The sequence below is a fragment of the Enterobacter sp. WPR_3_1 genome (assembly GCF_003635055.1).
GTDB lineage: Bacteria > Pseudomonadota > Gammaproteobacteria > Enterobacterales > Enterobacteriaceae > Enterobacter > Enterobacter ludwigii.
Map to the genome: position 1 here is coordinate 930,917 of NZ_RBXU01000008.1, position 25,665 is coordinate 956,581.

A 25,665-nucleotide genomic window follows, 5' to 3' on the forward strand; every position below is an offset into this window, starting at 1 on the left:
AGTTACTTTGCTTTAACTGCCGGGGTGGGCGGGTGCAATGTCCGCTGCGCCCCGAAGCGACTCTTCAACAGCGTTCATGCACTGCTGTAAAGAATATTGACTTACCCATTGTTGTTTATTCACTGGCGGTTCAGTTTTGGCAATAACACAAAAAGCAAAAATGACAGTAAGAACATGGCGGTGACTGACATGGCAAGAGGGGTGAGCCCACCCGTAATAAAATGTCCAGTTATGAGTGACCCCAGCGCAGTCGTTATGAAGGTGAGGAAAATCATAAGCGCAGATCCTCTGGCATCATTACTGCCTGCAGAAACGATACCCCTGTAGAAGGCGACGGGGCCCCTTAACCCCAGCGCAAAACCCATTGGCGTAAAGAGTATGGTCATAACAAAAGCCCGGCTTCCGTTCAGGAAACCATATCCCGATAGCGCGAAGGCGCTGAGCAATGCCATAAGCGTGCCGGCAAGAATTACTTTTTCATGGCTAAAACGTTCAGCCAACCCCGGAGAAATGTTGGCGGCGATGATGTAACCTCCTACGTTCAACATTTGCATAAGGATGAAGTCATTCAGGTTCCCGCCCATGGAAAGGATAATGACGCTTGGTGCTCCGAATACGAACGTTATCAGACCGCCAACGGCCAAAGCCTGGCTCAATGCATAGCGAAGATAAACAGCATTTTTCAATAATTGTACGTACGTTCCAGGCGTGTGCTGGCCTGGGTTTCGTTCTGGTCCCTTTGCAAACCTTATCATTACAGCTAAAGCCATCGTCAGTACGCCCAGAGAGATAAACGTGATTCTCCAGTTAAAGAACTGCAGGATAAGTGTACCTACTACAGGGGCTATCGCCGGAACTAATGCCTGTATGCTCCCTAACAATCCAATTGCCCGGGCTGCCTTCCGATGAGGAAACAAACCTCTAATAAATCCAGGGATGAAAACTGATGCTGCAGCAGAAGCCATCCCTTGTATAAATCGTAATATTAAAAGAAGTGTTATTTCTGGAGCATACGCGCAACCAAAAGAAGTTAGTGAAAATAAAAGTAGCGCAAAGAAGAGCATCCTGATTTTGCTGAAGCGATCGGCCAGGTTACCAAATAGTAATAAACCACAGGCATTACCTGCTACATATATGGAGAGTATCCTTTGTGATATCTCCGATGAGATATTAAAGACTGTAGCAAAAAGTGGAATAGCAGGCAAAACCATATCGGTGCCGGCGGCGGTAGACATCGCACAGAGTATTAGATACAAAAATGTGGTCATGTTATTTCATATTCGATGTAATGAGCGCTCATGCCTGTTGTTTAAATGTATGTCTGGGATTATCACCCCGTAAGATTGGCTTTGAGTTGTTTCTTCAGCGGTAGCGAGGCAAAACATGCGTCAATAGCATTGATATTGCAAACCAGAAATTCTTCTGTGTCCCATCCAAAAACATGATGTAATAGTTGATATTCTTTATCCAGTGAGGTGTTGGCAACGGTTCTGGCATCAGTATTAATGCTTAATGAAATGCCTTCACGAAAAAGCGCATTAACAGGGTGCTCTTCAATGGAAGGATAAATATTACAGACAATGTTACAACCCGGGCAAATCTCCAGATGGATATGCTCTTCAAGCAACCGATCTAGTGTCGCTCTGTCAGCAATGCTTCTGACGCCATGTCCGATGCGAGAAACTTTCAGTTTATTAAGCGTTTCATTTACGCTGACGAAATCCTTAGCCTCTCCTGCATGTGCGATACAGTTGCCTCCATGCTGGCGTACATAATTAAACGCCTCAACATGGTTATCCAGCGGGTAGCGGGCTTCATCAGCTGCAAGGTCAAGCGCGACAACCCCATAATGCAGGTATTTTGTCACCAGTCTTGCCGTCTCAAGGCTCTGTTCTGCCGTAAAATGACGCAGTGTACATAATATTAAATTGGCTTTGATATCAAAAATATGGCTATTTATCTGCATGGCATCCAGGACGGTTTCAATGACCTCTTCAGCCGTAAGATATTGATTAAGATGTAAGAGTGGCGCAAAGCGTAACTCAGCATAAATTACCCCATCAGCATGGAGTTGATCAAACATGTCTTCGACGGCCTGACGTAATGCAGTGTGGGTTTGTAATAAGCTCAGCTGCGGAGAAATTCTTCTTAAAAAATCTCCCAGGTCAGTACATTGACTCGGTGCGATAAAATTCGACTGAAATACTTTAAGATTCAGTGCAGGCATCAGCATTTTTGCGCAATGATAGCTAATACAAGTATCCAAATGAACGTGAAGCTCAATTTTCGGAATCCTTCGGGAATTAAAATGCATCTAAAGTTCCTCTATACATCATTGCGGAGTCTGCGAGTAACGAGAATAATTTCTCTTTGAACATACCACTTTTTATTTTAAGTATAATTCTGGCATTGGGTGCTTTCCCTGTAAGGTTTGTCGCATCGATAACATAATGTCCATACGATGACTCACATTTGTACTCCACCCAGGAATAACGGGAAAACGCCTCCTCAACAATATCAGGAAAAAGCGCTACTGCCATGGTGGTGGGGTCTGGCAAATCAAAACCCTTGCGTACCGTTCGGCCTGCATTAAACTCCATCAAGGATTTGTTGCATCTTACGGCGAACTGACCCAAGGGGCTCAGTTGATTGAGGTATGCTATATCATCTTCATTAATGAAAGCTTCTCCCATGCCTATTTCCCACCCAACGACTGTCATAGGGAGCCCTGATTGCATCACTATATTAGCGGCTTCCGCATCAACAAAAAAATTGAACTCAGCCAGAGGCGTGATATTTCCCGAAGTAAGGCCGGCACCGCCCATGATATAAACATGTTTAATTTTTTTCGCAAGCGTTGGTTCCTTCAGTACTGCCATTGCCAGATTAGTCAGAGGTCCCAGGGTAACGATCTCAAGTTCACCTTTGAATTTTTCTGCATAAAGAAGAATCGCATCTACCGCATGAAGTGATTCCGACTTTAGGGTGGTGGGGGGATTTTCCATATTACCCATACCATCTTTGCCATGAATATGGTGAGAAGTGAAGTGGGTTTTAAAAAGCGGCTTTGTCATTCCGGAAAATACAGGAGGAGCATATGTTCCGGCTTTTTCAATACTCACTAATGCGTTTTGAACACACTGTTCGATCTCACAGTTACCAACGACTACTGTGATTGCTTCAACCCTAACGGTACGCTCTCTGAGTGCCATCACAATAGCGACTGGGTCATCAGAAGCGGTATCAGTATCAATAAGTAATTTTCTCATAGTATTTCTCTCAGTAAGGAAGCTTGTCACGAGATAAGATGACGAACAATGCATCCAAAAAAAAGGACATCTATCTCTTTTTAGTGGACATGCCAGTCGGTCTCGCTTCAATAACGATTAGTATTCTGAGCGCTAACTTCGCTAAGATATTTGTGAAAAAATCGCGCGCCATAGTTTTTATATATGGTTAGTGCTTTTATAAAATAAAAAACTTGTGATTAAAAAAGGCTTCATATAAATGAACCATCTTCCGATGGCGTTGAAAGCGGCTGTGGTAGAATGTGGTGCGAAGGTTATTTGCAGATTACTCTGGCTTTAATAATTCACTGTCTTTCACTATAATCGTTTTATTCTTGAGTTCTATGATTTGATTTTCTTGTAACTCTGCTAAAACTCGATTGAGATGTCTCACCGAAATGGAAAGAAATGATGCGACCAATTCTCTTCGCTCAAGCCTGATAACGGAACCATGTTTATTATATTCATTCATGAGGTAATTTGACACTCTCTGTAATGAACTTAAACACATAGTGGTTTTTAATTGAGAAGAGATGAATAATTTATTTGCAAGTTGTTGGCAAAGAAAACGAAGAAAAACTGGCTCATTTAATCCAATAGTATTTATATAGTTAAGTGAAAAATAAACTATCGTTGACGTCTTAAGGATCTTTACTGTACTCAGATTTCTGCTGGTGCTATCATGTTGGAAAATTTCAATGGCACCAATCACAGAGAGAGGTTCTTCTATACAAAAAGTAATATCTTTACCATCTTTAGATAAATGCTCTATTTGTACCTTACCTTTAATTAAACAGTAAACTCCCGATGGGGAATCTCCTTGGTGGAGTAAAATCTCTCCCTTATTAAAAATCAGTAATTTAGCTCTGCTGAGTATGTCATCTGGTAAAATGAATTTAAGTTTAGAGTTCAGAATGTCAGAATGTGATAAATCTATTTGTAATGATTTCATAAAGGTGACTCAACGCTTTGTTTGTGAATTATTATAGATTGTGCATGAAATAATCTCAAGTCATATGCCTGGCATCCCCAGGTTAACCTGTCAGCGATGATATTTCTGGCGCATCTATACCATTTTCTCAAATCGTCATCAACTCTTATAATAAAACTCCTTTCGAAAAAAGGACATGCGTCCTTTTTTTTCGATAAAGCGTTTTTTATACTCCAGGTAAATGATCTGAGAGTTATTTTATTTGGGGCGGTTTTATGCATTCAGCAACCACTATCGTTACTTTTAGCGGCAAGAAAATTGATTTTCTTAATCTCAGTATAAATGATATAGATATAATTGATATCGCTAAGGGCTTGTCAAATGAATGCCGTTTTGGTGGGCAATGCGAAAGTTTCTATTCAGTGGCTCAGCATTCCGTTCTGGTAAGTTATTTAACGCCAGTGCATTTGGCTCTGGAAGGGCTTCTTCATGATGCCACCGAGGCTTACATAAAAGATTTCCCTTCTCCTTTAAAAAAATGTATGCCGCAGTATATAAGCCTTGAGAAAGAAATTGAGTCATTGATCAGAGTGAAATTTAATATTTCCTCCTGTAAAGCCTCAGAAGTTAAGCATGCTGATCGGATCATGCTCGCTACTGAAGCGAGGGATCTGGGTATGGAAAAGGTATTAGACTATCCTTCCCTGCGAGATATATCACCATCGGTTATAATTAAAGTCGTTCCGATGCTACCGAAAGCTGCATTTAGTGCATTTCTTGAGAGATTCGCCGAATTAATAGAGCGTTAAGATGTTAGTCTGCGAATTCACATATAATCACGTGAATTTTTGCTGCGAGGGAGATTGACTTCACCATTAAAAATCTGAAGAAGAGATTTTTGATGTTGTTTTTTTATCTTCATCTGTTCAACGACTATTGATTCTTTTTCACTTTATAAGGGCATTACCTGAACACGGAGCACGCGGATGGCGTTAAGAGAGATGTAACGTATTATATTGGGCGCTACAACGTTTGCTTTTGAGAATAGAAGTCCGCTCTCCCTGTGGCGTTCAACTCATCGTCACAGGAAGATTGGCGTGTTTATCGTGCTCTCTAAATACCAGAATCATTTCTGGCGGGGGAGCGACCGGAAAGAGCAGTAGTACCCTACAGATGCTATAAGGCAGAGCATATACCCGAATGATTCGCTGCCTTCCTCCACGACATTTTTGACCACCCTGACGTAGCTTTGATCAAGTATCGCGTACCACAATCCGTGCATTCCAAACAGCCGGGAGAAGACCAGGACTGCCAACAGACCACTGAGCATCACGCCGTACCACGGGGTACGGGTATAGTCTGCCAGTTGCGTAAGGGTAAGACGATAATGGATAACGGGATAAAGCAAAGCACAAACGGCGGAAAGCAGTGCAAACCATACCCAACTTCCGTGAGCCAGAAGATCAAAAAATGCATCCAGTTCTCGAATCAGCATGGAGAGGAAAAAGCCGCCAATCAGGATGTTGCAATAGCGCATGAATGCCCATTTCTTCGCCAGCAGGAAGTGTATAAATACAATGCCCCCTAAAACTGATTCCTGCACAATTTCGGTCAGCGATATCTCCGGTATATCCAGGTTAAATAAATAGATATCCGCCCACAGGCAAAGCACGGGCACAGTGCAGGCTGCTGACGCGAAAAGAAAGAAGAAAAAGCTTTTGAGCACAGACATTAACACCACCACTTTCATTCAAAACACCTATGATAAGTGGCTTCGAACGAAAATCTATTTCACTTTGTGCGCTATAGGCATGAATTTTAAGCATTTTGAGCTACTTAGCGAGGGCGCATTACCTTTCCACCTCAGACTTCAGCCTTGCACCAGAAATCCAGGTGGTAAGTCGCCTGAGCGATGTAACCCCATGCCACACGAGTTCAGCCTCTGGTTGAGCAGTCACGCGCATACGATGACCCATCGTCAGACGGGTATCCACCCTCAAAAGGGGAAGTATGCTTTAGCTAAACAGGGCGTGAATACGCTGCGCCAGCGCCTTAATTTCCATAGCCATTCAGCCGTCCGGGTGTTTAAGTGGTTATAATAAAAAATAAAAACTTTGCTTAAAAAATTTTTCTGTGCCTAAATAGCGTCATCGGTTTGGAATACAGACCTTATTAAAGCAGTTTAGTAAAGCAGTCCTCAGTTCAGGTGTTATCAATAGATACTCTTCTTCGTGAGCCTCCTCCTAAGTGCCAAATAAGTTACTCTCTAAATACAGGCCATCATCGCCGCGCTTAGTGGCTCAAAAAATAAGGAATTATCTATGTCTAATAAAATGACTGGTTTAGTAAAATGGTTTAACTCTGATAAAGGTTTTGGCTTTATCACTCCTGACGACGGCAGCAAAGATGTATTCGTACACTTCTCTGCTATTCAGAGCGACAGCTACAAATCTCTTGATGAAGGCCAGAAAGTGTCCTTCACCATTGAAAATGGCGCTAAAGGCCCAGCAGCGGGTAACGTTTCTCCGCTGTAAGTCGCGCACATTGTCGGTGAGCCTTACGATAGCGATGAAGACGCGAGTCTGAGCAGTTAAGCTTCACCGATAATAAAAAACCCGCCGAGTGCGGGTTTTTTTATGGCTTCAGGATGGTGATAGGCTGTCTATTATTCCGTTTTACCGGCCTGTTTTCAAAAAAGCTTAACCTTCACCCGGAGGTGGGGTGCGGTCCCGAAGGCTGTGTTCCTGTGATAAACGCCAGAAATCATGTCCTGCCGGATACTGATATAAACGGAGCGAGAACTGACCGGCGACAGCGGTGATGTATTCAAATATCGCTGACTGAGTATTTTCATACTCCACCCACAGTACGGAAGAGGTAAAGCAATAAATTTCCAGGGGAATACCCGACGGCGTAGGCTTCAGCGTTCTCACCACAATATACATATCTTTGATAATATCAGGCCGATCGGCGAGCCAGGCCATCAGGTAGTGCCGAAAGAGCGTTAAATTTGTCAGGCCATTATCCATAAACCAACTGTCCGGTATGCCCATGGGATCACGCCCGTCGATGAGTTTTGCCAGCGGTTCATTCGTGCCGCGCAGGGCCAGCATCGGGGCCAGCGTTTCCTGCGTGAGAAATGTAACGGAGTGCTGATCGATCGTGGTGCTGCGCATAATCCGGCGTGCGCCTGACGAAAACATGGCCTGCCAGTTGGTATACGTTTCGGTCAGAAAGTTTTTGGTCGGGATACGCGAGATCGTGTTATCCCAGTTACGGATAGTAATGGTGTGCAGCGCAATGTCGGTCACTTCGCCACTCAGGTTTTTATCGGGCATTTCAATCCAGTCCCCCAACTGCAGGACGTCATTTGACGAAAGCTGGATATTGGCAACGAGCGAAAGCAGGGTATGCTGAAAGACTAACATCAGCACGGCCGCCACGGCCCCGAGGCTGGAAATAATAATCGCGGGGGATTTATTCGACATGACGGCAAGGATCATGATCGCGGCAATGACGTGAATAAATATTTTCCCTATCTGGATATAGCCTTTGATAGAGTGATTTTTACGCTTCGTCTTGCGTAAATATGAGCTGTTGACAATATCCAACATCTCATTGAAGAAAACCGACAGAAAAATAAAGAATAGAATCCCACAAATGGTATTTATTGCCGTCACCAGCGATGCAGGCATATTGGGCATAAACTGCAGGACGTAATAAACGATAATAACCGGAATGAAATTCGACAGCTTTTCGGCTATGCGACGATCTTTTTCCAGCGGGACATCCTGTTTATGGCTGGCAAAGAAGACCTTACGAACGATTTTTATGAGCAGGAATTTGCACATCAGGTGCGCAAAAAAACCTGAGATGACTAACAGAATAAGATTAAATCCAATGGCCAGAGCCGGATTGCTTTCTATAAATGTTAATAAATAATCCAAGTACACCATCGCTTATCGCCTGAATAAGTATGCCATTTTGTATCGACCTTATTCAAAAGATAAATACAAAGATTTAACCAAATCATATAATGGCATATCCGGTACAGACAAGTCCACGACCTGAATCCTAAGTCGCACAGACCTATTTTGTTTCGGTCGGCAACTTTATTTCCAGAACCGTTTCAGGCAATAAAAGCAGACGATGCCCACCTTCAGCATCTGGATCGCTAAAACATATATCCTCTCCCTGTTCGGTACCGAAGCAGGGAGAGGGGCGTAACATTCTCTGCAGAAGTGGAAGAGGGTGGCACGCCGCGTCGCGCTTAGTCGTGGATTTTTACACCCAGACACCCGCGAACAAACTCAGGGTTAAAGTGTTTAACCGCATCGCCAACATAGCCTAAGTCGAGCGAACTGATTTGCGCCATTTCGGCATCGGTCAGAGAGAAGTCCCAGATAGCCAGGTTCTCTTCAATCCGGTTCTGGTGCGTGGATTTAGGAATGACGGTAACGCCACGTTGCACATTCCAGCGCAGAATGATCTGAGCGATGGTTTTTTGATGCGCTTCGGCAATCCCCTTGAGCATTTTATTTTCGTACGGTTTGTGCCTTCCGCCGCCAAGTGGTGCCCAGGCTTCTGGCTGAACGTTGTAATATTTCATGGTCTCGAGTGCGTCAGATTGCGCAAAGTAAGGGTGTAATTCCACCTGATTTACCATGGGCTTAATTCTGACCGTTTCACAGAAGTTGGTGAGCACGTGGGCGTAGAAATTAGACACGCCAATCGCTTTTAGCTTTCCGGCATCATACGCATCTTCCAAAGCCCGCCACGCGCTGAAATAATCGCGCATTGCCTGATGCAATAAGTAGAGATCGAAATAGTCTAATCCCGATTTTTTTAACGATGCCTCAATACCGGCTTTGGCGGTCTCGTAGCTTGCCATGTCCTGCACCCACAGCTTAGAGGTAATAAATAACTCCTCGCGGGTACACAGACCTTCAGCGATGGCTTCACGAACGGCATCGCCCACGGCGTCTTCATTGCCGTACACTGCTGCGGTATCAATGAGGCGATAGCCTGTACGAATGGCGCTCAGCACTGACTGTTTACATTCTTCTTTATCGGTGACCTGAAAAACACCAAAACCCGCCATCGGCATTCTGAGGTTGTTGCTTAATACTGTATATTCCACTGAAGAGTTCCTCCACCCTGTTTAGACACCATTCAAAAGTATAAACAGAACCACGACGAACCCGTGGTAATCGTCTTTATTCTTTCAAATCGCTGATTACGCTGGTCTACACCCTGTCGGGAATAAACCAGAATGACATCTGATTACTGAACCGTATAACCGCCATCAATTGCCAGAGCCTGTCCGGTGACGAAGCTGGCATCGGAACTGCACAACCATAAGACGGCGCGCGCGATCTCTTCGGGCTCGCCCAGGCGACCAATCGGCTGCAGCTTCATGAGCTCGGCCATTGCGTCAGGCTCGCTGTTCAGCATATTTTCGACCATTGGCGTGCGGATAATGCCGGGACAAACGGCGTTGATCTGTATTCCACGCGCGGCATATTCCAGTGCTGCGCTTTTGGTCAGCCCGAGGACGCCATGCTTTGTCGCATGATAAACGCCGCGCCCGGCAATGCCGACCAGCCCGCCCAGAGACGAACAGTTAACGATAGCGCCACTTTTCTGACGGCGCATTTGTTGCAGCTCATATTTCATGCAGTTCCAGATACCCCGCAGGTTAATCGCGTTGACGCGATCAAACTCTTCGCCGCTGGCATCTGCGGTTTCTGCAATGGGGCTCTGAATACCGGCGTTGTTATAGGCGGCGTCGAGCTGACCAAACGCCTGTACTGCGTTCTCAATCATGCGTCTGACCTGCTCTTCGTCAGTCACGTCGCAGACGACGGGTTTCACGGTATACCCTTCAGCCAGTAGCGCATCCGCTTCGCGAGATAACGCATCCTCGCGAATATCCGCCATCACCACCGTTGCGCCAGATTCGCAAAATGCCCTGACGGTCGCGAGCCCCATACCGGAAGCCGCGCCGGTGACCAGCGCCACCTTGCCACTAAAATCATACTTAACCATTTGATACCTCTTACCGTGGAATCACGTGCAATGAAGACGTCTCACGTTGTGTAAAAGTATTCTGCGGGAAATGTGATGTTGTTAAAACTGACTAAATCAAAATGCAGTAATGAGGAATTTTCATAAATTAGATAGACTGCTTCTCGTACAGCGCAGGCGGCCGTCATTTATAATGAACGCCATACCGCCAGAACGCTTTTCGTCTGAAGAGACAGTGTATTGGGATGAATCAGCCACCCCTTTTTTCCGGATATCAGAGGCCCAGATTGGCACGAGAAAATCTTAATGACTTAATGGCTTTTATTGCCGTTGCGCGCGAAAAAAGCTTCACCAAAGCTGCGGCCCAATTAGGCGTATCGCAGTCAGCCCTGAGCCATACTATGCGTACCCTCGAATCTCGTCTGGGGATGAAACTGCTGACTCGCACCACGCGCAGTATTGCGTTAACCGATATTGGTCAGTCCATGCTGGATGACCTGGGGCCTTACATCGATGGTATTCAGGGTCGTTTGCAGTCCCTGAAAGATCTCAACAGCAAACCCGCGGGTACGGTGCGTATATCAACGTCAGATTATGCTATTGGGTCTGTTATCTGGCCGAAGCTGGAACCGCTGCTTAAAGAATATCCTGACATTAGTCTGGAGCTGATTGATGACTATGCCTTGACGGATATTGTTTCCGGGCGGTTTGATGCAGGAACCCGTCTGGGGGAACAGATCTCCAACGGCATGATTTCCGTGCGTATTGGCCCGGATGTCCGTTTTGCCGTGGTCGGCTCACCTGATTATTTTTCCCGCAATCCTCAGCCGCAGCACCCTAACGATCTGATTGATTACAACTGCATCAACCTGCGGTTTCCGACGCATGGCAATTTATACGTCTGGGAATTTGAAAAAGAGGGTAAAAGCCTGAACGTGAAAGTCACTGGCCAGCTGGTCTTTAGCCGGATCTATCAGTGCCTTCAGGCTGCAGTGGAAGGATACGGCCTGGCGCATGTTCCGCGTGATATCGCAGAAAAGCATATCGCCCGTGGGGAGCTTATTAGCGTGCTCGACGACTGGTGCCCCTACTGGGATGGCTATTATATTTACTATCCCGAGAACCGAAATCTATCGAAAGCATTCCAGCTGGTGGTCGACGCGCTACGCCATTACAAACATCCCTGAAGAGAGACGTTTGTCAGCAACGCAAAGCCAGGCCCCTCATCCGGTGCCTGGCGTTTACAGTTGCGTGGCTAAATGTCAGGCATTATCCCTGCCGGCAAACACCTCTTTAAAGACCGGCATCGCCGAGAAAACATTGGGCCAGCCCGCCACAAAGGCCAGTTGCGTCAGGACTTCGGACGCCTGGGGCCGGGTTAAACCATTGTCCATGGCGCGGTTGAGATGGTAAGGAACCTGGGCCACCTGGCCGGCAGTGACCAACGCGCTGACCGTGATCAGACTTCTGTCCCGTGGCGCCAGTCCGGGCCTGAGCCACAGGTTCTGGAATAGCGCGTCGGTCGTGTATTTCACTACGCCCGGCGAGACCTTGCCAAAGTTTGATTCAACCAGCGTGGCACGCTTGTTTTCCGACTCTTCATCCAGCGGCAGGAAATCCACCTTTCCGCCGGGCAAGGAAGCAGTATCGATATGGCGTTGCGCAAACAGCTGACGCGTGATCAGCGCCGCAGAGGTGGCGTTCGGCCAGCCGGCGTAAAAAGCCAGGTGGGTGATTGTTTCTGAGATTTCCGCAGGTTTTACGCCACTGTCCAGCGCCACGTTGAGGTAGTGGGGAAGTTCCGCCGTATCATTGCGGCTGATCAGCGCTGCAACCGTCACCAGGCTTCGATCGCGTCGCGACAGTTCCGGGCGATTCCAGAGATCTTTTTCAATAAACTGTTCTGAATAGGCAGCCATTGCTGGCGCGACCTGGGCTACAGCGTCCCGTGAGTCTTCCGGTTTCATTGTCGAACTCCTGTTTTGAGTAGTCTGGGAGACACATCCGTTAATCAATAAGAGTGAAACGATAAGCAGGGCGGTTCTGTTCAGCATTAATGCCCTCCCGCCTGCAGGTACTGCGCATCGCTGACTTTTTCAAGCCAGTTCACGTTTTGCCCCTGCTCATTCGATTCCTGAATGGCCATATGCACCATCGTGGTTTTATCCGTTGCGCCGTGCCAGTGTTTAATCCCTGGCGGGCATTGAATGACATCCCCGGCGTGCACGGTTTTTCGCTCCTGCCCCCACTCCTGCACCCAGCCCGTCCCGGACGTGACCACCAGTGTCTGCCCAAGCGGATGGGTATGCCAGTCGGAACGTGCGCCGGGCACGAAGGTGACATACGCAGCGCCTGCTCTTTGCGGGGCGACAGGTGAGAAGAGGGGGTCAATGTAAGCACGTCCGGTAAAGTGGTCAGCGGGTTCGGCAATCGTCGCGCGACTGCCCGTTTCAGACACGGTCATTTGAGCTGAAGGGGTGGTTTCGCTGTGTGCGGACATACCTGCAAATACCAATAGTGATGCTGCTACAGAGGTGAAACGGATCATCATACTCTCCTGTTGTGAATGAAACGGCAAACCCGGTACCGGGAAAAAGAGAAGGGGATAAATGTGTTGTGATGAGATTTGCCGGCTGTGCCGGAAATACATATTCGGGCGGCTACTTATCCGTCAGTAGCTCAAATCGGGCAGTATATTCAGCAGGTGATACGAGCAAGGCATCCGGTTCGTCTAATTGCCCCAGCGTAATTAATCCCGACGCATATCCGTGTGCTTTATAGAAAATCGCCAGATTTCCCCACGGGGCATATAGCGTGATATCACCCTTAGCGGCCGCGGTACCCGCAGGTGCGCCGGCCGTGGACAGGCGGCGAGGAAGATCGCTGATTTTCTCTTCCCCGGCATAATCTTTCAGCTGCAGCGTAAGGGGCAACAGTGCGATAAAGTCACGACTGGTTTGGCTGCTATTCAACGTTGCGGTCAGCGTCTTGTCGTTCAGTATAATTTTTATCTTCATCGGGTTTTCCTGTATGAGTTCGTTGCGCCAACCGGCAATCGTCTGCAGTCATTGGCAACTATTCTTAACAGAAATAAACCGCGTGTTAATAGGCGTTATCAGAATAGAAAAATGAATAAATTTCATTAATCCGGTCCGGGAAGCAAAATGTTTGTTATCGACAGATACAGGCCTCAGGGTCTGGCAACGTGGCGTAACCAGTGCCCAACGCCTTCAGCAGCAGCGTCAATTGCGCCGGCCAGATAACCCGAAAATTGCGGTGACCATTCGCTGGCAATCCCGGTTAATTTATCAGCCCATTCTTCCTGCGCCGGAACCTGTTGAGGCTGTGCGTGCCCGACGTCCTGCTGCAGGTCAAATTCTGTCGTCGTAAACGGATCGGCGGCCCAGTCTTTTATCCACTCGGCTTCAGGCTCTGCCGCGTCTTCTCCGAAGAGTCGCACCAGTTGCTCCCGGCAGAGTCGTTTGAGTTCGGCCTCGCTCACCGTCCATCGCGATTTTGCCGGTACGCCAATAAAACCAAAGATAGCCGTTTTGCCGGTATCGGGCTCTGACACATCGTGAATTTCAACCATCGGACCCACACGGCTGCTTACATCACCGCAGAGATGCTGTGCCTGCAAAAAGTCGGTCTGGTACAGGGCGACATATTTTGCGTGAGGCGCCATCCAGGTTGGCGTTTTACGCCAGTGTGAAAGTACCTGCTCCGGCAATGCCGGCTCGAACGTCATTTTTGCTGCCAGCGCGGGAGGCAGGGCGAGGAAAACGTGTTCACCGGTGAAAAGTGAGCCTTCGCCCGTTTCGGGCTGCGTCGCGACCTGCATACCCTCGCCGAGACGGGAAATGGAAACCACCTGATGGTCTGACTTAATCTTCTGCGCCGGGATCTGGCGTGTTAATGCGCTCGTCAGCGTCTGCATTCCACCCTGAAGCCTGAACGACTCCGGTGATGTCACATAGGCAGGATAACGTTGCGCGGGGGACGTCGTCTGGCGTTCATAAAGCATAACCCCCCGGTCGCCCCTGAGGGAGAGGCGTTAATCCAAGTTGATGAACCAGGTGTGCGAAGTCAGGCTGAATTTCCGGCCAGAACCAGGTCGCACCCATGTCCACATGAACCCCATCAGGCGTGTTTGCTAACACCTGACCTGAAAGTACGCGACCGCCGGTTCTTTTCCTCGCTTCCAGTATCACGTAATCCACTCCCGCTTTTTCAAGCAGTGTGCCCGCATACAGGCCGCTGACACCCGCACCAATGATAATAACGCTGCCTTTCATGGTATCGCTCCGGTCAGTGTGGTCGGGCTGAAATGTCCCGTTTTAAGATAAAAAAGTGCCCCAGAAGCGGCGGCCGTCAGCGCCGGCAAATCGCCTTCAGGAAATCTGAGCCAGCTTCCTTTCGGGTAACGACCTTCCGGTGCGCTGATTTCCCCTTCGAGAAGCAGGAGCTCGGCTCCTCCGGCGAGCGGAGCGCAGAAGAGTCGTTCACCTGGTGCGATCCTCTGAAGCTGGGTGGTTTCCGCTACGCTTGCGAACAGGGGACAAAGGAGTCTGTGCGGCTGGCCGTGCCAGCGACTCGCCTCGTTGGTATTGATCCTGACCGGTTCCTGTTCTTCGGCGGCGAACTGGCGCAGCTTAACGAAAAGGGTGGTGCCGTCACGACTGGACGGTCGATGCGACGAGCCGTCCGGGCTGCGCAGATACCAGCCAGCCGGATAATCGGTTCCGTTTTCCGTAAAGGTACCGCTCAGCACCAGAATCTCTTCTCCGCCGGGGTGGGTGTGCTCAGGAAACACAGAATCAGGGGCATACCTGACAAGGCTGGTTGCGCGGGCCTGCTCGCGGCCAATGCGATCAAGCATGACGCGCTCCACACCGGGTTGCGGGGAAGGCACCCAGCGGTAGTCATCAGGAGTAATGATGGCTCGCTGTGAAAAATCAGAATTCAGTAACATCATAGTCAGTCATTAAACGGCACCGCAGGCGGTGCCGTATGCAGGTTTATTTTGTTGGCAGGTTGTCAAAAACATCCAGAGCCCGGGCGGTATAGGTTAACGCAGCACCGGCGTTCAGACTGATGGCAACGGAAAGCGCTTCAGCTATCTCTTCACGCGTTGCGCCTTTCTTAACCGCAGCTTCCACATGTACCGCCAGGCAACCATCACAGCGAGTGGTAACGGCAACAGCCAGCGCAATCAGTTCGTGGGTCTTGGGATCAAGGTGCTGATTTTCAGAAGCCCCTTTATCCATCTGCTGTAAGCCTTTCATAAATTCAGGCTGCAGTCTGGCAAATTTCCCGACGGTGGCCAGCAGGCTGGTGCGATATTCATTCCAGTTTAAAAACATTCATAGCTCCGGTACGTGTAGGTTTCAGAAAATGCCCGTTACAGGACGTCGTAAATGCGGATTTCAGGCGCGCTGTTCAGATACGGTTTCAGTGCTTCAACGACGTCCTGGGTGAAAAGCGGACTGCTGAGATACGCCTGTGCCTGGGACACGGTTTTAAATCCGTGCAGGACCTGTACGTCCTCGTCACGAACAAGCAGTTCTTTAGAGGTGGCACCGTCGATGGTGGTCAGGAACGGGGTTTTGTATTGCTGGTAGACCCCGGCGGCTGCCGCACGGTTTTCATTACTGATATCAAGGCTGATTTGCAGATAAGCCATCGTTCTCTCCTTCGCTCAGGGTTAAGGCAAGGCGGCCGGATAAGGTACCGGTCTGCTTTACCGTTCGTTGAGGGCGATTATGAGAAAGCCGGTTATCTTCAACAAATCAGTTAATCTTGCGTTGCAGAAAAGAAAAACTATGTTGGGCGTCTGAAGAGAGAAGCATCATGCCGGTACGCGATGACCCTTGCCGCATGATGCTTAAAAAAGGGGGAGTTAAGGATTGTCAGAGACCACATCATGAAGAAGCCAGTCGTGAAATATTTTTACTTCTTCACGCATGGCGGTGTGCTGCGGGGTCACCAGGTAGTAAGACCATGTTAACGGCCAGCGATGGTCTGGGTGCAATTGAACCAATTGCCCGGTTTCAATCAGCTGTTTCACCAGCGCGTGACGCACAATCGCCACCCCCCGCCCGCTCAGTGCCGAGAGAATCACGGCGGAGGTGGAGTTAATATGCAGCCTGCTTTCCAGCGCGCCAGGGGCATTGACGGTACGGAGAACGTCATCCCATGAGGGAAAATTCGCGCCCGGGTGCGGCGTGTCATCGTGGATCAGCTTCTGCGTGGCGAGCCAGTCACCACAGGCAATTTTCTCCGGAGGCACCAGGCGGGGGCTACAGACCAGCACCGCCTCTTCATCCATCAGCCAGGTTTTATTCACGCCGGGCCAGTCTCCCTGTCCGCAGCGAATGCCGATATCCGCCTCGCCGTGTGATACGTCCATCAGCTTTTCCGTGACGTTAAGCCGCAGATCGATTGTGTCATGCGTTTCTGAGAACCGGTTAAGACGCTCCATCAGCCAGTTCATCATCAATACCTGAGAGGCGGTGACGACCACGACAGAACGTGCGCGACGTCCGCGCAGTTTGTTTAACCCGCTTTCCAGCTTGTCCAGGCCCTGCGTAATGTCCTGCAGCGCATCCTGAGCCTCATCCACCAGCGTCAGGCGCTCCTTACCCGACCGCGTACGGCGAAGCAGCGGGTGACCAACCCAGTCTTCGAGCGAACGAACAAGCTGGCCTACTGCGGCAGGCGTCACGCCAAGCTCTTGCGCTGCACCGGTAAAGCTGCCGTGACGGGCGGTCGCTTCAAAAGCATGCAGCCATTTAAGTCTGTTCAGGGAACGCATTGCAGGTACTCCGATTTATTCTTTCTTTCAGTATACCTGAGCGAAGAAGATTTTCTTTCCTGTGTCGCAATTTCTTCTCAGTCGTCAACCCTGATGCAGGGTGGCATTCTGGATGCACACGATGAGGAGCGAGGCTTTTCATCAATGACAACCAAATGTTTTAAAAGAGGTTAGCGATGAACGCATCTTTTGCCGGTAAAAAGCTGTTAGTGGTCGGTGGTACAAGCGGTATGGGCTTCGAAACGGCGAAGCGGGTTCTGAAAAACGGTGGCAGCGTGGTGCTGGTGGGGAACCGCAAGGACAAAGCGGAGCAGGCTCGTCAGGCGCTGGCGGTCGACGGGCCGGTATCCATCATCGTGGCTGACCTGATGAAAGAAGAGGGTATGCAGCACGTGATGAATACCCTCAATGCTGAACACAAAGACATCAGCCTGCTGGTCAATGCCGCTGGCGTGTTCTTCCCGAAACCGTTTACTGAACATGAAGCGTCAGATTACGACATGTACATGAGCATCAACCGCGCGACCTTCTTCATCACCCGTGATGTGGTGCGCAATATGGTTGATGCCGGTATTAAAGGCTCCATCGTCAATATCGGCTCTATGTGGGCACAGCAGGCCATCGGGGCCACGCCGTCTTCCGCATATTCTATGGCGAAAGCCGGCCTGCATGCGTGGACCAAAAACCTGGCTATTGAGCTGGGCGGGAAAGGCATTCGCGTCAATGCCGTGTCTCCGGCCGTTGTTCACACGCCAATTTATGAAGGCTTCATCCCAAAAGACGATGTAAAAGAGGTGATGAACAGCTTCGACAGCTTCCATCCGATTGGCCGCGTGGGTACACCGGGCGATGTGGCTGAAACGGTTGCCTTCCTGCTTTCTGACAAGACAGGCTGGGTCACCGGCGCAATCTGGGACATTGACGGCGGCGTCATGGCTGGCCGTAACGCCTAATACACCGCTCATCACAGGTGATACCGTGAATAAAACTTTTCGTGCTATGCAGGTTTCCTCGCCGGGCGTGCTTGAAATGGTCGTCAGACCGTTGCCCGAGCCGGGACCCGAGGACGTACTGATTAAAATTGAGGTATGCGGCGTTTGTGGTGCCGATCTTCAGGATGCGGAGAAGGTACCGGAAGCGGGGCAGCCCGGGCGCATTCCGGGCCATGAAATTGTGGGCCACATTACCCGGAAAGGAGATGCAGTTCCCGGGATCTGGCACACCGGTCAGCGCGTGGGCGTCGGGCGTCTTGGGGGATATTGCCAGCATTGCCCGCCTTGCCGCAACGGGCTTTTTCACCTGTGTGAAAATCAGCTAACGCCGGGGCTGAGCTGTGACGGAGGTTACGCCGAGTATGTTGTTATCCGCCATACCGCGCTGATTGCCATTCCTTCAGCGCTCACTTCCGTTCACGCGGCCCCGATCTTGTGCGCCGGTACGGCAACCTTTAACGCGTTGCGTCAATCCGGTGCCAGCGCGGGAGACAGGGTGGCTATTCTCGGTATTGGTGGCTTAGGCCATATGGCGATTCAGTACGCCCGGAGGATGGGGTTTGAGGTTATCGTGATTGCGCGCGGCAGTGAAAAGGCGCATGACGCTTTACAGCTGGGCGCCCATCACTATATCGATGCGCAGACGGAAAACGCGGCGGAACGGCTGAGAGCGGAAGGCGGTGTCGAGATTATTGTGGCCACTGCCCCGGATGCAGACGCGGTTTCAGCGTTATTGCCAGCCCTGGCCCCCAGAGGAAAAGCGATCCTGTTGGGTGCCGGACGCACACCGTTGCAGGTCATGCCGGGTATGATGATTGGCGCGGAACGCACCCTGACCGGTTCATTTGTCAGCACCCCGTCGCAAACCGAACGCGCGCTGCGTTTCAGCCACCTCTTTCAGACGCTGCCAGTCACAGAGCTGATGCCCTTTGAACAGGCAAATGAGGCGCTCGACAGGTTACGGCAGGGAAAGGCGCGCTACCGGATAGTGCTTACGATGAACCCGGATAACTGATCGGCAGAAACACCGTCTGGCGGGGAGCCAGACGGTGGAGAGGTTACGCTTTACGCGTTGCCGCTTTCATTGCGCTCACAAACGTTTTCAGCTCAGCCAGCATTTGCTCTGGCTTGTCCACGTTCTTCTCAATGATTTTAACGATAGCGGAGCCTGAAATTGCACCGGCTGCGTTAGCGTCAATTGCCGCCGTGACCTGATCGGGAGATGAAATCCCAAAGCCCTGCAGCGGAGGGGCCGCGTGGTATTCAGCCAGCTTCTCGACCAGATGATGCAGAGGCAGCGCCGCTTTGTTCTCCGCGCCGGTTACACCCGCACGGGAGAGCAGGTAGGTATACCCGCGACCATAAGAGGCAATCTGGCGCAGCAGTTCATCATCGGCGTTTGGCGGGCAGATGAAGATAGGTGCCACGTTATGGCGCATCGCCGCCTGGCGGAACGGCGCAGATTCTTCAACCGGTACGTCTGCCACCAGCACCGAGTCAACGCCCACGCGCGCGCATTCTGCATAAAAGGTATCAATACCGCGACTGAAGACCAGGTTGGCATACATCAACAGGCCAATCGGAATGGTCGGGTGCTTCTGGCGGATAGCGGCCAGCATCTCAAAACATTGCCCCGGGGTGACACCGGCCGCGAATGCCCGCAGCGTTGCGTTCTGGATAGTCGGGCCATCGGCCAGAGGATCGGAAAACGGAATACCCAGTTCCAGCGCGTCGGCACCGGCTTCAATCAGGGTGTCGATAATTTTCAGCGACTGCTCAGGACCCGGATCACCCAGCGTCACGAAGGGAACGAACGCGCCTTCCTGGCGAGATTTCAGTGCTGCAAATGCGTTATCGTAGCGTTCCATCAGATTTCCCCTCGTGCTTTCAAAATATCGTGAACGGTGAAGATGTCTTTATCACCGCGACCGGAAAGGTTAACCACCAGCAGTTGCTCTTTTTCCGGGTTCTCTTTCATCATTTTCAGCGCATGCGCCAGGGCGTGAGAGGACTCCAGGGCAGGAATGATCCCTTCGTGGCGACAGAGCGTTTTAAACGCCTCCAGGGCTTCGTCATCGGTAATGGAAACGTAGTCTGCACGACCGGTGCTGTTCAGGAAGGCATGCTGAGGCCCAACGGAAGGGAAATCCAGGCCTGCCGAGATAGAGTATGACTCTTCAATCTGGCCGTCATCGGTCTGCATCATCGGCGCTTTCATACCGAAGTAGATCCCGACGCGACCATGTTTCAACGGTGCGCCGTGCTCACCGGTTTCAATCCCGTGGCCTGCAGGTTCAACGCCAATCAGCCCGACGCTGGTTTCGTCGATGAAATCAGCGAACATGCCGATAGCGTTAGAGCCACCGCCAACGCAGGCGATCACCGCATCCGGCAGGCGACCCTCTTTTTCCAGGATCTGCGCTTTGGTCTCTTCGCCAATCATGCGCTGGAATTCACGCACAATCGTCGGGAACGGGTGCGGGCCTGCAGCGGTGCCGAGCATATAGTGCGCGGTTTCATAGCTGCCAGACCAGTCGCGCAGCGCTTCGTTACACGCATCCTTCAGCGTCGCGGAGCCGCTGTGCACCGGGATCACTTCTGCGCCCATCAGACGCATACGGAATACGTTAGGCGACTGGCGCTCAACGTCTTTTGCGCCCATGTAAATGCGGCATTTCAGACCGAGAAGGGCGCTGGCAAGGGCTGATGCCACCCCGTGCTGGCCTGCGCCAGTTTCAGCGATGATTTCGGTTTTACCCATCCGTTTTGCAAGCAGCGCCTGACCCAACACCTGGTTGGTTTTATGCGCACCGCCGTGCAGCAAATCTTCACGCTTAAGATACAGCGTGGTTTTGGTGCCTTCGGTCAGGTTACGGCATTTCGTCAGGGCCGTTGGACGGCCAGCGTAGTTTTTCAGCAGGTCGGTAAACTCAGCCTGAAACGCCGGATCTTTCTGCGCGCTCACGAACGCTTCTTCCAGCTGGCGCAGGGCGGGCATCAGGATTTGCGGGACGTACATCCCGCCGAACTCACCAAAATAGGGGTTTAGTAATGTCGTCATCTTCTCTTCCTTAATATGCACGCAGAGTTTTAAATACCGAGGCCAGCTTACTGGCATCTTTGATGCCCGGTTGCGACTCTACGCCTGAATTGAAATCGAGGCCCGCGCAGCCCGCTTTGGCGGCTTCCACGCAGTTATCCGGGCTAAGTCCACCCGCCAGCAAAACATTGTCCAGCACTTCGCCGTGCAACAGGGACCAGTCAAAACGCTGTCCCGTGCCGCCCTGGCCATTATCGAGTACGTATTTATCAACATGATTCAGGTTACGCTCAGGCAACCTGTCGCCCACGCTCTGCGCTTTCCAGATTTGCACCTGAGGTGCCAGCGCGCTGCGCAGGGCATCGATATAGGCCTGATCTTCGTTGCCATGAAGCTGTACCGCATGCAGAGATAACGCTTCGGCTTTTGCTACCACGTCGGCGATATCCGCGTTGCGAAAGACCCCCACATAGCTGAGTGGCGCTGCCGTCATCACCTGACGTGCCTGAGCTTCGGTCACCACGCGCGGGGAGGAGGCGACAAAAATCAGCCCGCCGTAAATCGCACCGGCGTCATACGCAGCCAGGGCATCCTCTTCACGGGTTAAGCCGCACACTTTGTTTTCACCCAAGAGTACGCGGCGCACCGCGGCATTGAGATCGTCATGTTCCATCATTGCAGAACCAATCAGGAAACCGTTGGCGAAATGGCTCAGTTCGCGGACCTGTGCGTAACTGTTAATACCGGATTCACTGATCACGGTGACGCCAGAGCCCAGACGCGGCGCCAGCTGGCGCGTGCGGTTCAGGTCAATCGACAGGTCACGCAGATCGCGGTTGTTGATGCCGACCACTTTGGCTTTCAGCGCAATGGCGCGTTCCAGCTCCTCTTCGTTGCTCACTTCGGTCAGCACGCCCATGTTCAGACTGTGCGCGACCGCAGCGAGCTGGCGATACTGTTCGTCATCCAGCACTGAGAGCATCAGCAGGCAGGCATCGGCCTGGTAAAAGCGAGCCAGCCAGATCTGATACGGGTCGATAATAAAGTCTTTGCACAGGATCGGTTGTGGCGCGATCCCGCTGACAACGGGCAGGAAATCGAAGCTGCCCTGGAAATACTTCTCATCCGTCAGCACGGAGATGGCTGACGCATGATGTTTGTAGATACCGGCAATTCGCGCCGGATCGAAATCGTCACGGATAACGCCTTTCGACGGGGACGCTTTTTTGCACTCAAGAATAAACGCGGTGCGTGCGCCCTGCAGAGCATCATAGAAACGACGGCTGCTCGGGACAACGTCATTCTGGAAGCTGGCCAGCGGCTGCTGTGCTTTACGTGCCTCCACCCAGATGGCCTTATCGGCAACGATTTTCGCTAAAACGGTCTGCATTCTTTACCCTCTTGCCGCAAGTGCGGTAACGCGATCGTAAGCTGCACCTGAGCGCAGTACGTTCAGAACTTTTTGTGCGTTGGCTTTGAGGTCTTCCTCGCCGTGCAAACGCATCAGCATCGCGACGTTGGCAGCCACGGCGGCCTCGTGGGCGACCTCTCCTTTACCTTGTAATAAGCGCGTCAGAATGTCACGGTTTTCTTCAGGCGTGCCGCCCGCCAGCGCTTCCTGATGGTAAGCCGTTAAACCAAAGTCGCTCGCCTCCAGCTGATAGCTCAGGATTTCACCGTCGCGAAGTTCGGCCACCAGCGTTGGCGCATGCAGCGACACTTCATCCATTCCCCCGCTGTGAACCACCGCGGCACGTTGATAACCCAGCACGCGCAGGGTCTCTGCAATCGGCAGAACCAGCTCCGGGCTGTAGACGCCAATCAGCGCCAGCGGCGGATGGGCCGGGTTGATCAGCGGGCCGAGCACGTTAAACAGCGTGCGGGTTTTAAGCTGCTGGCGAACCGGCATCGCATGGCGGAAACCGGTGTGATATTTCGGCGCAAACAGGAAGCAGACGCCCAGGTCGTCCAGGGCTTCACGCGAACGTTCGGCGTTCATCTCGAGATTGATGCCGAATGCGGCCAGCAGGTCCGACGATCCCGACCGGCTGGAGACGCTGCGGTTACCGTGCTTCGCCACTTTCAAACCACAGGCAGCCGCCACGAAGGCGCTGGCGGTGGAGATATTGATGCTGTTGCTGCCGTCACCACCGGTACCGACGATATCCGCAAACATGTAGTCCGGGCGCGGGAACGGGGCGGCATTTTCCAGCAGCGCCGTTGCCGCACCGGCAATTTCCTGCGGGCTTTCACCGCGAACTTTCATGCTCACCAGCGCGGCCGCCAGTTGTTCAGGCTTCAGTTCACCGCGAACCACAGCGGAGAAGAGCTGGTGGCTCTCCTGCTGGCTCAGGGTCTGTGCCTGATACAATTTTTCCAGAACAGGTTGCAGGGTGTTGGTCTGTTCCAGTTTCTGCAGCGCCCAGTCCAGGGTCTGTTCCAGCAGACGCGCGCCGTGAGAGGTGAGGATTGACTCCGGATGGAACTGCATCCCACAGACACGATCGGTATCGTGCCGTACGGCCATCACCATGCCTTCGAACGAGGCGTTAATGGTCAGGCCTGCCGGGATGTTGCTGCCGACCAGCGAGTGGTAGCGCGCCACCGGCAGCGGATTCGGCAGCCCGGCAAACATCGCCTGACCGTCATGTTCAATGCTGGAGGCTTTACCGTGCAGGATTTCACCCGCCTGGCCGACGTATCCGCCATAGGCTTCAACAATCGCCTGATGCCCGAGGCAGATGCCGATAATAGGCAACTTGCCGCGCATACGGGTCAGCAGTTCAGGCATACAGCCCGCTTCACTGGGGGCGCCGGGGCCAGGAGAGAGCATCAGCACCGGGTTTTGCATGGTTGCCAGACGCTCAATCAGGGTTTGCGCCGGTACGTGGTTACGATAGATAACGACGTTGTGACCATTCGCACGCAGCTGATCTGCCAGGTTATAGGTAAAGGAGTCGATGTTATCGAGCAGCAGAATGTCAGCCATCAGAAAATCTCCTGTGCATGGTGTGCGGTAGCGATGGCGCGCAATACCGCGCGAGCTTTATTGCGCGTTTCGTCAGCTTCAGACTGCGGAACAGAATCAAGAACCACCCCGGCGCCCGCCTGGACGGTGGCAATGCCGTCTTCAACATAGGCAGAGCGGATAACGATGCAGGTATCAAGGTCACCGTGCGCGGTGAAATAACCCACCGCACCGCCATAGCTGCCGCGACGGCGCCCTTCGGCGGCGGCGATAAGCTGCATCGCACGGACTTTCGGCGCACCGCTCAGGGTGCCCATGTTCATGCAGGCGCGATAGGCGTGCAGCACGTCGAGGTCGTTGCGCAGTTCACCCACCACGCGGGAGACCAGGTGCATCACGAAGGAGTAACGGTCGACTTTCGTTAAGTCAGCCACATAGCGGCTGCCGGGAGTACAAATGCGGGCCAGATCGTTACGCGCCAGGTCAACCAGCATCAGGTGCTCGGAGAGCTCTTTGTGGTCGGTGCGCATTTCCAGTTCGATACGGCTGTCGAGATCGCGATCCAGAGAGCCATCGGCGCGACGCCCGCGCGGACGTGTACCGGCAATCGGGTAGATCTCGATCTGGCGGCTGGTGGCGTCGTATTTCAGGGAGCTTTCCGGTGACGCACCAAACAGGGTGAACTCGTTATCCTGCATAAAGAACATATACGGGCTTGGGTTGCTCTTTTTCAGCACGTCATAGGCCGCCAGCGGCGACGGGCAGGGCAGTGAGAAACGACGGGACGGGACGACCTGGAAAATTTCCCCGGCGCGAATCGCCTTTTGCATCTGACGCACCACGGCACCGTACTGATCGTCGGTCTGGTTAACCTCACAGGTCATCTTCTCTACATGCTGAACCGGCAGTGCGGGTGGCGCTTCGGTCATTTGCTGTTGCAGCTGAGCAATGCGCTGCTCAAGACGTGTTTTCTCGGTCACGGATGGCGTGAACAGGCTCGCCTGAATACGGGTGTATTTTTTCTGATGGTCGATCACCAGCAGGGTTTCGGCCAGGTAGAAGCAGTAGTCAGGGCAGCGGTTGCCCTGTTCGGTTTCCGGCAGGTCTTCGAAACCGGCGACCAGATCGTAAGCAAACAGCCCGCCAAAGAACATCGCTTCGCGTTCATCTTCTGGTACCGAGACCAGGTTTTGCAGCAGGCGGAAGGCATCGAAGACTGACAAAGAACAGAGGCGTGCATCTTCGTCCAGCAGTTGGCTGACAGGCGGGAAATGCAGTACCCGCACTTCCGGGTGACGTTCATTCTCGATGCCCGCTGGGAGGGAGGCGTCCAGCAGTGGCAGCAGCGCGGCACCGTTCTCAGAGAGCGCCTTAATCGTGACAGTGTCACCCAGCGCGGTAATGCGCAATGCGCTGTCGACCAGCAGCAGGCTCTTAAGATCGTCTTTACTGTCAATATCCGCGGATTCCAGCAGCAACGTTGCCGGACGCGCACCGCAGACCTGATGAAACAGCGCGGTTGGGTTGTGGCGATAGACCGCCTCGCAGGTCAGCAATTCGAGGTGTGGTTTGGCTGTTTGCATTATGTTGTTCTCATTTATTCTGT

The 25,665-nt window shown here is 51.7% G+C and carries 27 protein-coding genes and 1 pseudogene; 5 read left to right on the forward strand and 23 right to left on the reverse strand.

The genetic code is table 11. The features are described 5' to 3' along the window. Positions 1–119 precede the first annotated feature (119 nt). The 4 genes from BJ887_RS06275 to BJ887_RS06290 all read right to left on the reverse strand — a co-directional run bounded on the left by BJ887_RS06275 (position 120) and on the right by BJ887_RS06290 (position 4,239). On the reverse strand, positions 120–1,268 hold the full coding sequence (locus BJ887_RS06275; RefSeq protein ID WP_040017661.1) for an MFS transporter: 1,149 nt from the start codon (positions 1,266–1,268) through the stop codon (positions 120–122). A gap of 62 nt (positions 1,269–1,330) precedes the next feature. Then, complete coding sequence (gene add / locus BJ887_RS06280) at positions 1,331–2,314, reverse strand: adenosine deaminase (protein WP_040017659.1); 984 nt, start codon at positions 2,312–2,314, stop codon at positions 1,331–1,333. Next, positions 2,304–3,269, reverse strand: coding sequence for a nucleoside hydrolase (locus BJ887_RS06285; RefSeq protein ID WP_121339590.1), 966 nt, complete (start codon positions 3,267–3,269; stop codon positions 2,304–2,306). The genes add and BJ887_RS06285 overlap by 11 nt, the downstream gene beginning before the upstream one ends. Positions 3,270–3,573: 304 nt before the next feature. Next, positions 3,574–4,239, reverse strand: a complete 666-nt coding sequence (locus BJ887_RS06290) for a Crp/Fnr family transcriptional regulator (RefSeq protein WP_020882419.1) — start codon at positions 4,237–4,239, stop codon at positions 3,574–3,576. A 254-nt stretch (positions 4,240–4,493) separates the two neighbouring features. Here BJ887_RS06290 and BJ887_RS06295 point away from each other — a divergent pair, with 254 nt between their 5' ends. Continuing rightward, complete coding sequence (locus BJ887_RS06295) at positions 4,494–5,027, forward strand: HD family hydrolase (RefSeq protein ID WP_121339592.1); 534 nt, start codon at positions 4,494–4,496, stop codon at positions 5,025–5,027. A 317-nt stretch (positions 5,028–5,344) separates the two neighbouring features. Here the strand turns inward: BJ887_RS06295 and BJ887_RS06300 are convergent, their stop codons facing one another. Further along, complete coding sequence (locus BJ887_RS06300; RefSeq protein ID WP_047356783.1) at positions 5,345–5,950, reverse strand: hypothetical protein; 606 nt, start codon at positions 5,948–5,950, stop codon at positions 5,345–5,347. 589 nt (positions 5,951–6,539) lie between these two features. Between BJ887_RS06300 and cspA the strand changes: the two genes are divergently transcribed. Next, on the forward strand, positions 6,540–6,752 hold the full coding sequence (cspA, locus tag BJ887_RS06310) for an RNA chaperone/antiterminator CspA (RefSeq protein WP_014170400.1): 213 nt from the start codon (positions 6,540–6,542) through the stop codon (positions 6,750–6,752). A gap of 165 nt (positions 6,753–6,917) precedes the next feature. On the opposite strand, the gene BJ887_RS23100 is transcribed toward cspA, so the two are convergent. The 4 genes and pseudogenes from BJ887_RS23100 to BJ887_RS06325 all read right to left on the reverse strand — a co-directional run bounded on the left by BJ887_RS23100 (position 6,918) and on the right by BJ887_RS06325 (position 10,266). After that, complete coding sequence (locus BJ887_RS23100) at positions 6,918–7,832, reverse strand: mechanosensitive ion channel domain-containing protein (protein ID WP_320738985.1); 915 nt, start codon at positions 7,830–7,832, stop codon at positions 6,918–6,920. After that, positions 7,754–8,174: pseudogene (locus BJ887_RS23105) on the reverse strand (hypothetical protein). The gene BJ887_RS23100 and the pseudogene BJ887_RS23105 overlap by 79 nt, the downstream one beginning before the upstream one ends. Positions 8,175–8,488: 314 nt before the next feature. Continuing rightward, positions 8,489–9,358: an aldo/keto reductase gene (locus BJ887_RS06320; RefSeq protein ID WP_121339595.1), complete on the reverse strand. Its 870-nt coding sequence runs from the start codon at positions 9,356–9,358 to the stop codon at positions 8,489–8,491. 143 nt (positions 9,359–9,501) lie between these two features. Further along, complete coding sequence (locus BJ887_RS06325) at positions 9,502–10,266, reverse strand: SDR family NAD(P)-dependent oxidoreductase (RefSeq protein ID WP_014170397.1); 765 nt, start codon at positions 10,264–10,266, stop codon at positions 9,502–9,504. 266 nt (positions 10,267–10,532) lie between these two features. Between BJ887_RS06325 and BJ887_RS06330 the strand changes: the two genes are divergently transcribed. Then, positions 10,533–11,432, forward strand: a complete 900-nt coding sequence (locus BJ887_RS06330) for a LysR family transcriptional regulator (protein WP_014170396.1) — start codon at positions 10,533–10,535, stop codon at positions 11,430–11,432. A 75-nt stretch (positions 11,433–11,507) separates the two neighbouring features. Here BJ887_RS06330 and BJ887_RS06335 read toward each other — a convergent pair whose 3' ends face one another. The 9 genes from BJ887_RS06335 to BJ887_RS06370 form a co-directional block, all read right to left on the reverse strand. Beyond that, the gene (locus BJ887_RS06335) at positions 11,508–12,299 is read right to left on the reverse strand and encodes a carboxymuconolactone decarboxylase family protein (RefSeq protein WP_080463575.1); all 792 of its coding nucleotides are present in this window, start codon (positions 12,297–12,299) and stop codon (positions 11,508–11,510) included. Further along, positions 12,299–12,796: a cupin domain-containing protein gene (locus BJ887_RS06340; protein ID WP_229216809.1), complete on the reverse strand. Its 498-nt coding sequence runs from the start codon at positions 12,794–12,796 to the stop codon at positions 12,299–12,301. Before BJ887_RS06340 ends, BJ887_RS06335 begins: the two co-directional genes overlap by 1 nt. 109 nt (positions 12,797–12,905) lie before the next feature. Next, positions 12,906–13,262: a cyclophilin-like fold protein gene (locus BJ887_RS06345; RefSeq protein WP_121339597.1), complete on the reverse strand. Its 357-nt coding sequence runs from the start codon at positions 13,260–13,262 to the stop codon at positions 12,906–12,908. Positions 13,263–13,435: 173 nt separating this feature from the next. After that, positions 13,436–14,269 carry an FAD-dependent oxidoreductase gene (locus BJ887_RS06350; protein ID WP_229216810.1) on the reverse strand — a complete coding sequence of 278 codons (834 nt, stop codon included), beginning with the start codon at positions 14,267–14,269 and terminating at the stop codon, positions 13,436–13,438. Next, entirely contained in the window at positions 14,259–14,540 is a 282-nt protein-coding gene (locus BJ887_RS23110; protein WP_229216811.1) for an NAD(P)-binding protein, read from the reverse strand. The genes BJ887_RS06350 and BJ887_RS23110 overlap by 11 nt, the downstream gene beginning before the upstream one ends. After that, positions 14,537–15,220 carry a cupin domain-containing protein gene (locus BJ887_RS06355; RefSeq protein WP_121339599.1) on the reverse strand — a complete coding sequence of 228 codons (684 nt, stop codon included), beginning with the start codon at positions 15,218–15,220 and terminating at the stop codon, positions 14,537–14,539. Before BJ887_RS06355 ends, BJ887_RS23110 begins: the two co-directional genes overlap by 4 nt. Before the next feature lie 43 nt (positions 15,221–15,263). Beyond that, a complete protein-coding gene (locus BJ887_RS06360) occupies positions 15,264–15,608 on the reverse strand; it encodes a carboxymuconolactone decarboxylase family protein (protein WP_014170390.1) in 345 nt (114 codons plus the stop codon). A 38-nt stretch (positions 15,609–15,646) separates the two neighbouring features. Continuing rightward, the gene (locus BJ887_RS06365) at positions 15,647–15,928 is read right to left on the reverse strand and encodes a hypothetical protein (RefSeq protein WP_014170391.1); all 282 of its coding nucleotides are present in this window, start codon (positions 15,926–15,928) and stop codon (positions 15,647–15,649) included. Between the two features lie 216 nt (positions 15,929–16,144). After that, the gene (locus BJ887_RS06370; protein WP_014170388.1) at positions 16,145–17,059 is read right to left on the reverse strand and encodes a LysR substrate-binding domain-containing protein; all 915 of its coding nucleotides are present in this window, start codon (positions 17,057–17,059) and stop codon (positions 16,145–16,147) included. Between the two features lie 176 nt (positions 17,060–17,235). Here BJ887_RS06370 and BJ887_RS06375 point away from each other — a divergent pair, with 176 nt between their 5' ends. Then, positions 17,236–18,012 carry an SDR family NAD(P)-dependent oxidoreductase gene (locus BJ887_RS06375; RefSeq protein ID WP_014170387.1) on the forward strand — a complete coding sequence of 259 codons (777 nt, stop codon included), beginning with the start codon at positions 17,236–17,238 and terminating at the stop codon, positions 18,010–18,012. A gap of 25 nt (positions 18,013–18,037) precedes the next feature. Beyond that, positions 18,038–19,066, forward strand: a complete 1,029-nt coding sequence (locus BJ887_RS06380; RefSeq protein WP_121339601.1) for a zinc-binding dehydrogenase — start codon at positions 18,038–18,040, stop codon at positions 19,064–19,066. A gap of 43 nt (positions 19,067–19,109) precedes the next feature. Here the strand turns inward: BJ887_RS06380 and trpA are convergent, their stop codons facing one another. From trpA to BJ887_RS06405, 5 genes are read right to left on the reverse strand one after another with little or no spacing between them, the layout of a single operon-like run. Beyond that, positions 19,110–19,919, reverse strand: a complete 810-nt coding sequence (trpA, locus tag BJ887_RS06385; RefSeq protein ID WP_014170385.1) for a tryptophan synthase subunit alpha — start codon at positions 19,917–19,919, stop codon at positions 19,110–19,112. Beyond that, on the reverse strand, positions 19,919–21,112 hold the full coding sequence (trpB, locus tag BJ887_RS06390; RefSeq protein ID WP_020882431.1) for a tryptophan synthase subunit beta: 1,194 nt from the start codon (positions 21,110–21,112) through the stop codon (positions 19,919–19,921). Before trpB ends, trpA begins: the two co-directional genes overlap by 1 nt. 10 nt (positions 21,113–21,122) lie before the next feature. Next, a complete protein-coding gene (trpCF, locus tag BJ887_RS06395; RefSeq protein ID WP_020882432.1) occupies positions 21,123–22,481 on the reverse strand; it encodes a bifunctional indole-3-glycerol-phosphate synthase TrpC/phosphoribosylanthranilate isomerase TrpF in 1,359 nt (452 codons plus the stop codon). Positions 22,482–22,484: 3 nt separating this feature from the next. Beyond that, the gene (gene trpD, locus BJ887_RS06400; RefSeq protein ID WP_121339603.1) at positions 22,485–24,080 is read right to left on the reverse strand and encodes a bifunctional anthranilate synthase glutamate amidotransferase component TrpG/anthranilate phosphoribosyltransferase TrpD; all 1,596 of its coding nucleotides are present in this window, start codon (positions 24,078–24,080) and stop codon (positions 22,485–22,487) included. Beyond that, on the reverse strand, positions 24,080–25,642 hold the full coding sequence (locus BJ887_RS06405; protein WP_025203978.1) for an anthranilate synthase component 1: 1,563 nt from the start codon (positions 25,640–25,642) through the stop codon (positions 24,080–24,082). Before BJ887_RS06405 ends, trpD begins: the two co-directional genes overlap by 1 nt. Positions 25,643–25,665 lie beyond the last annotated feature (23 nt).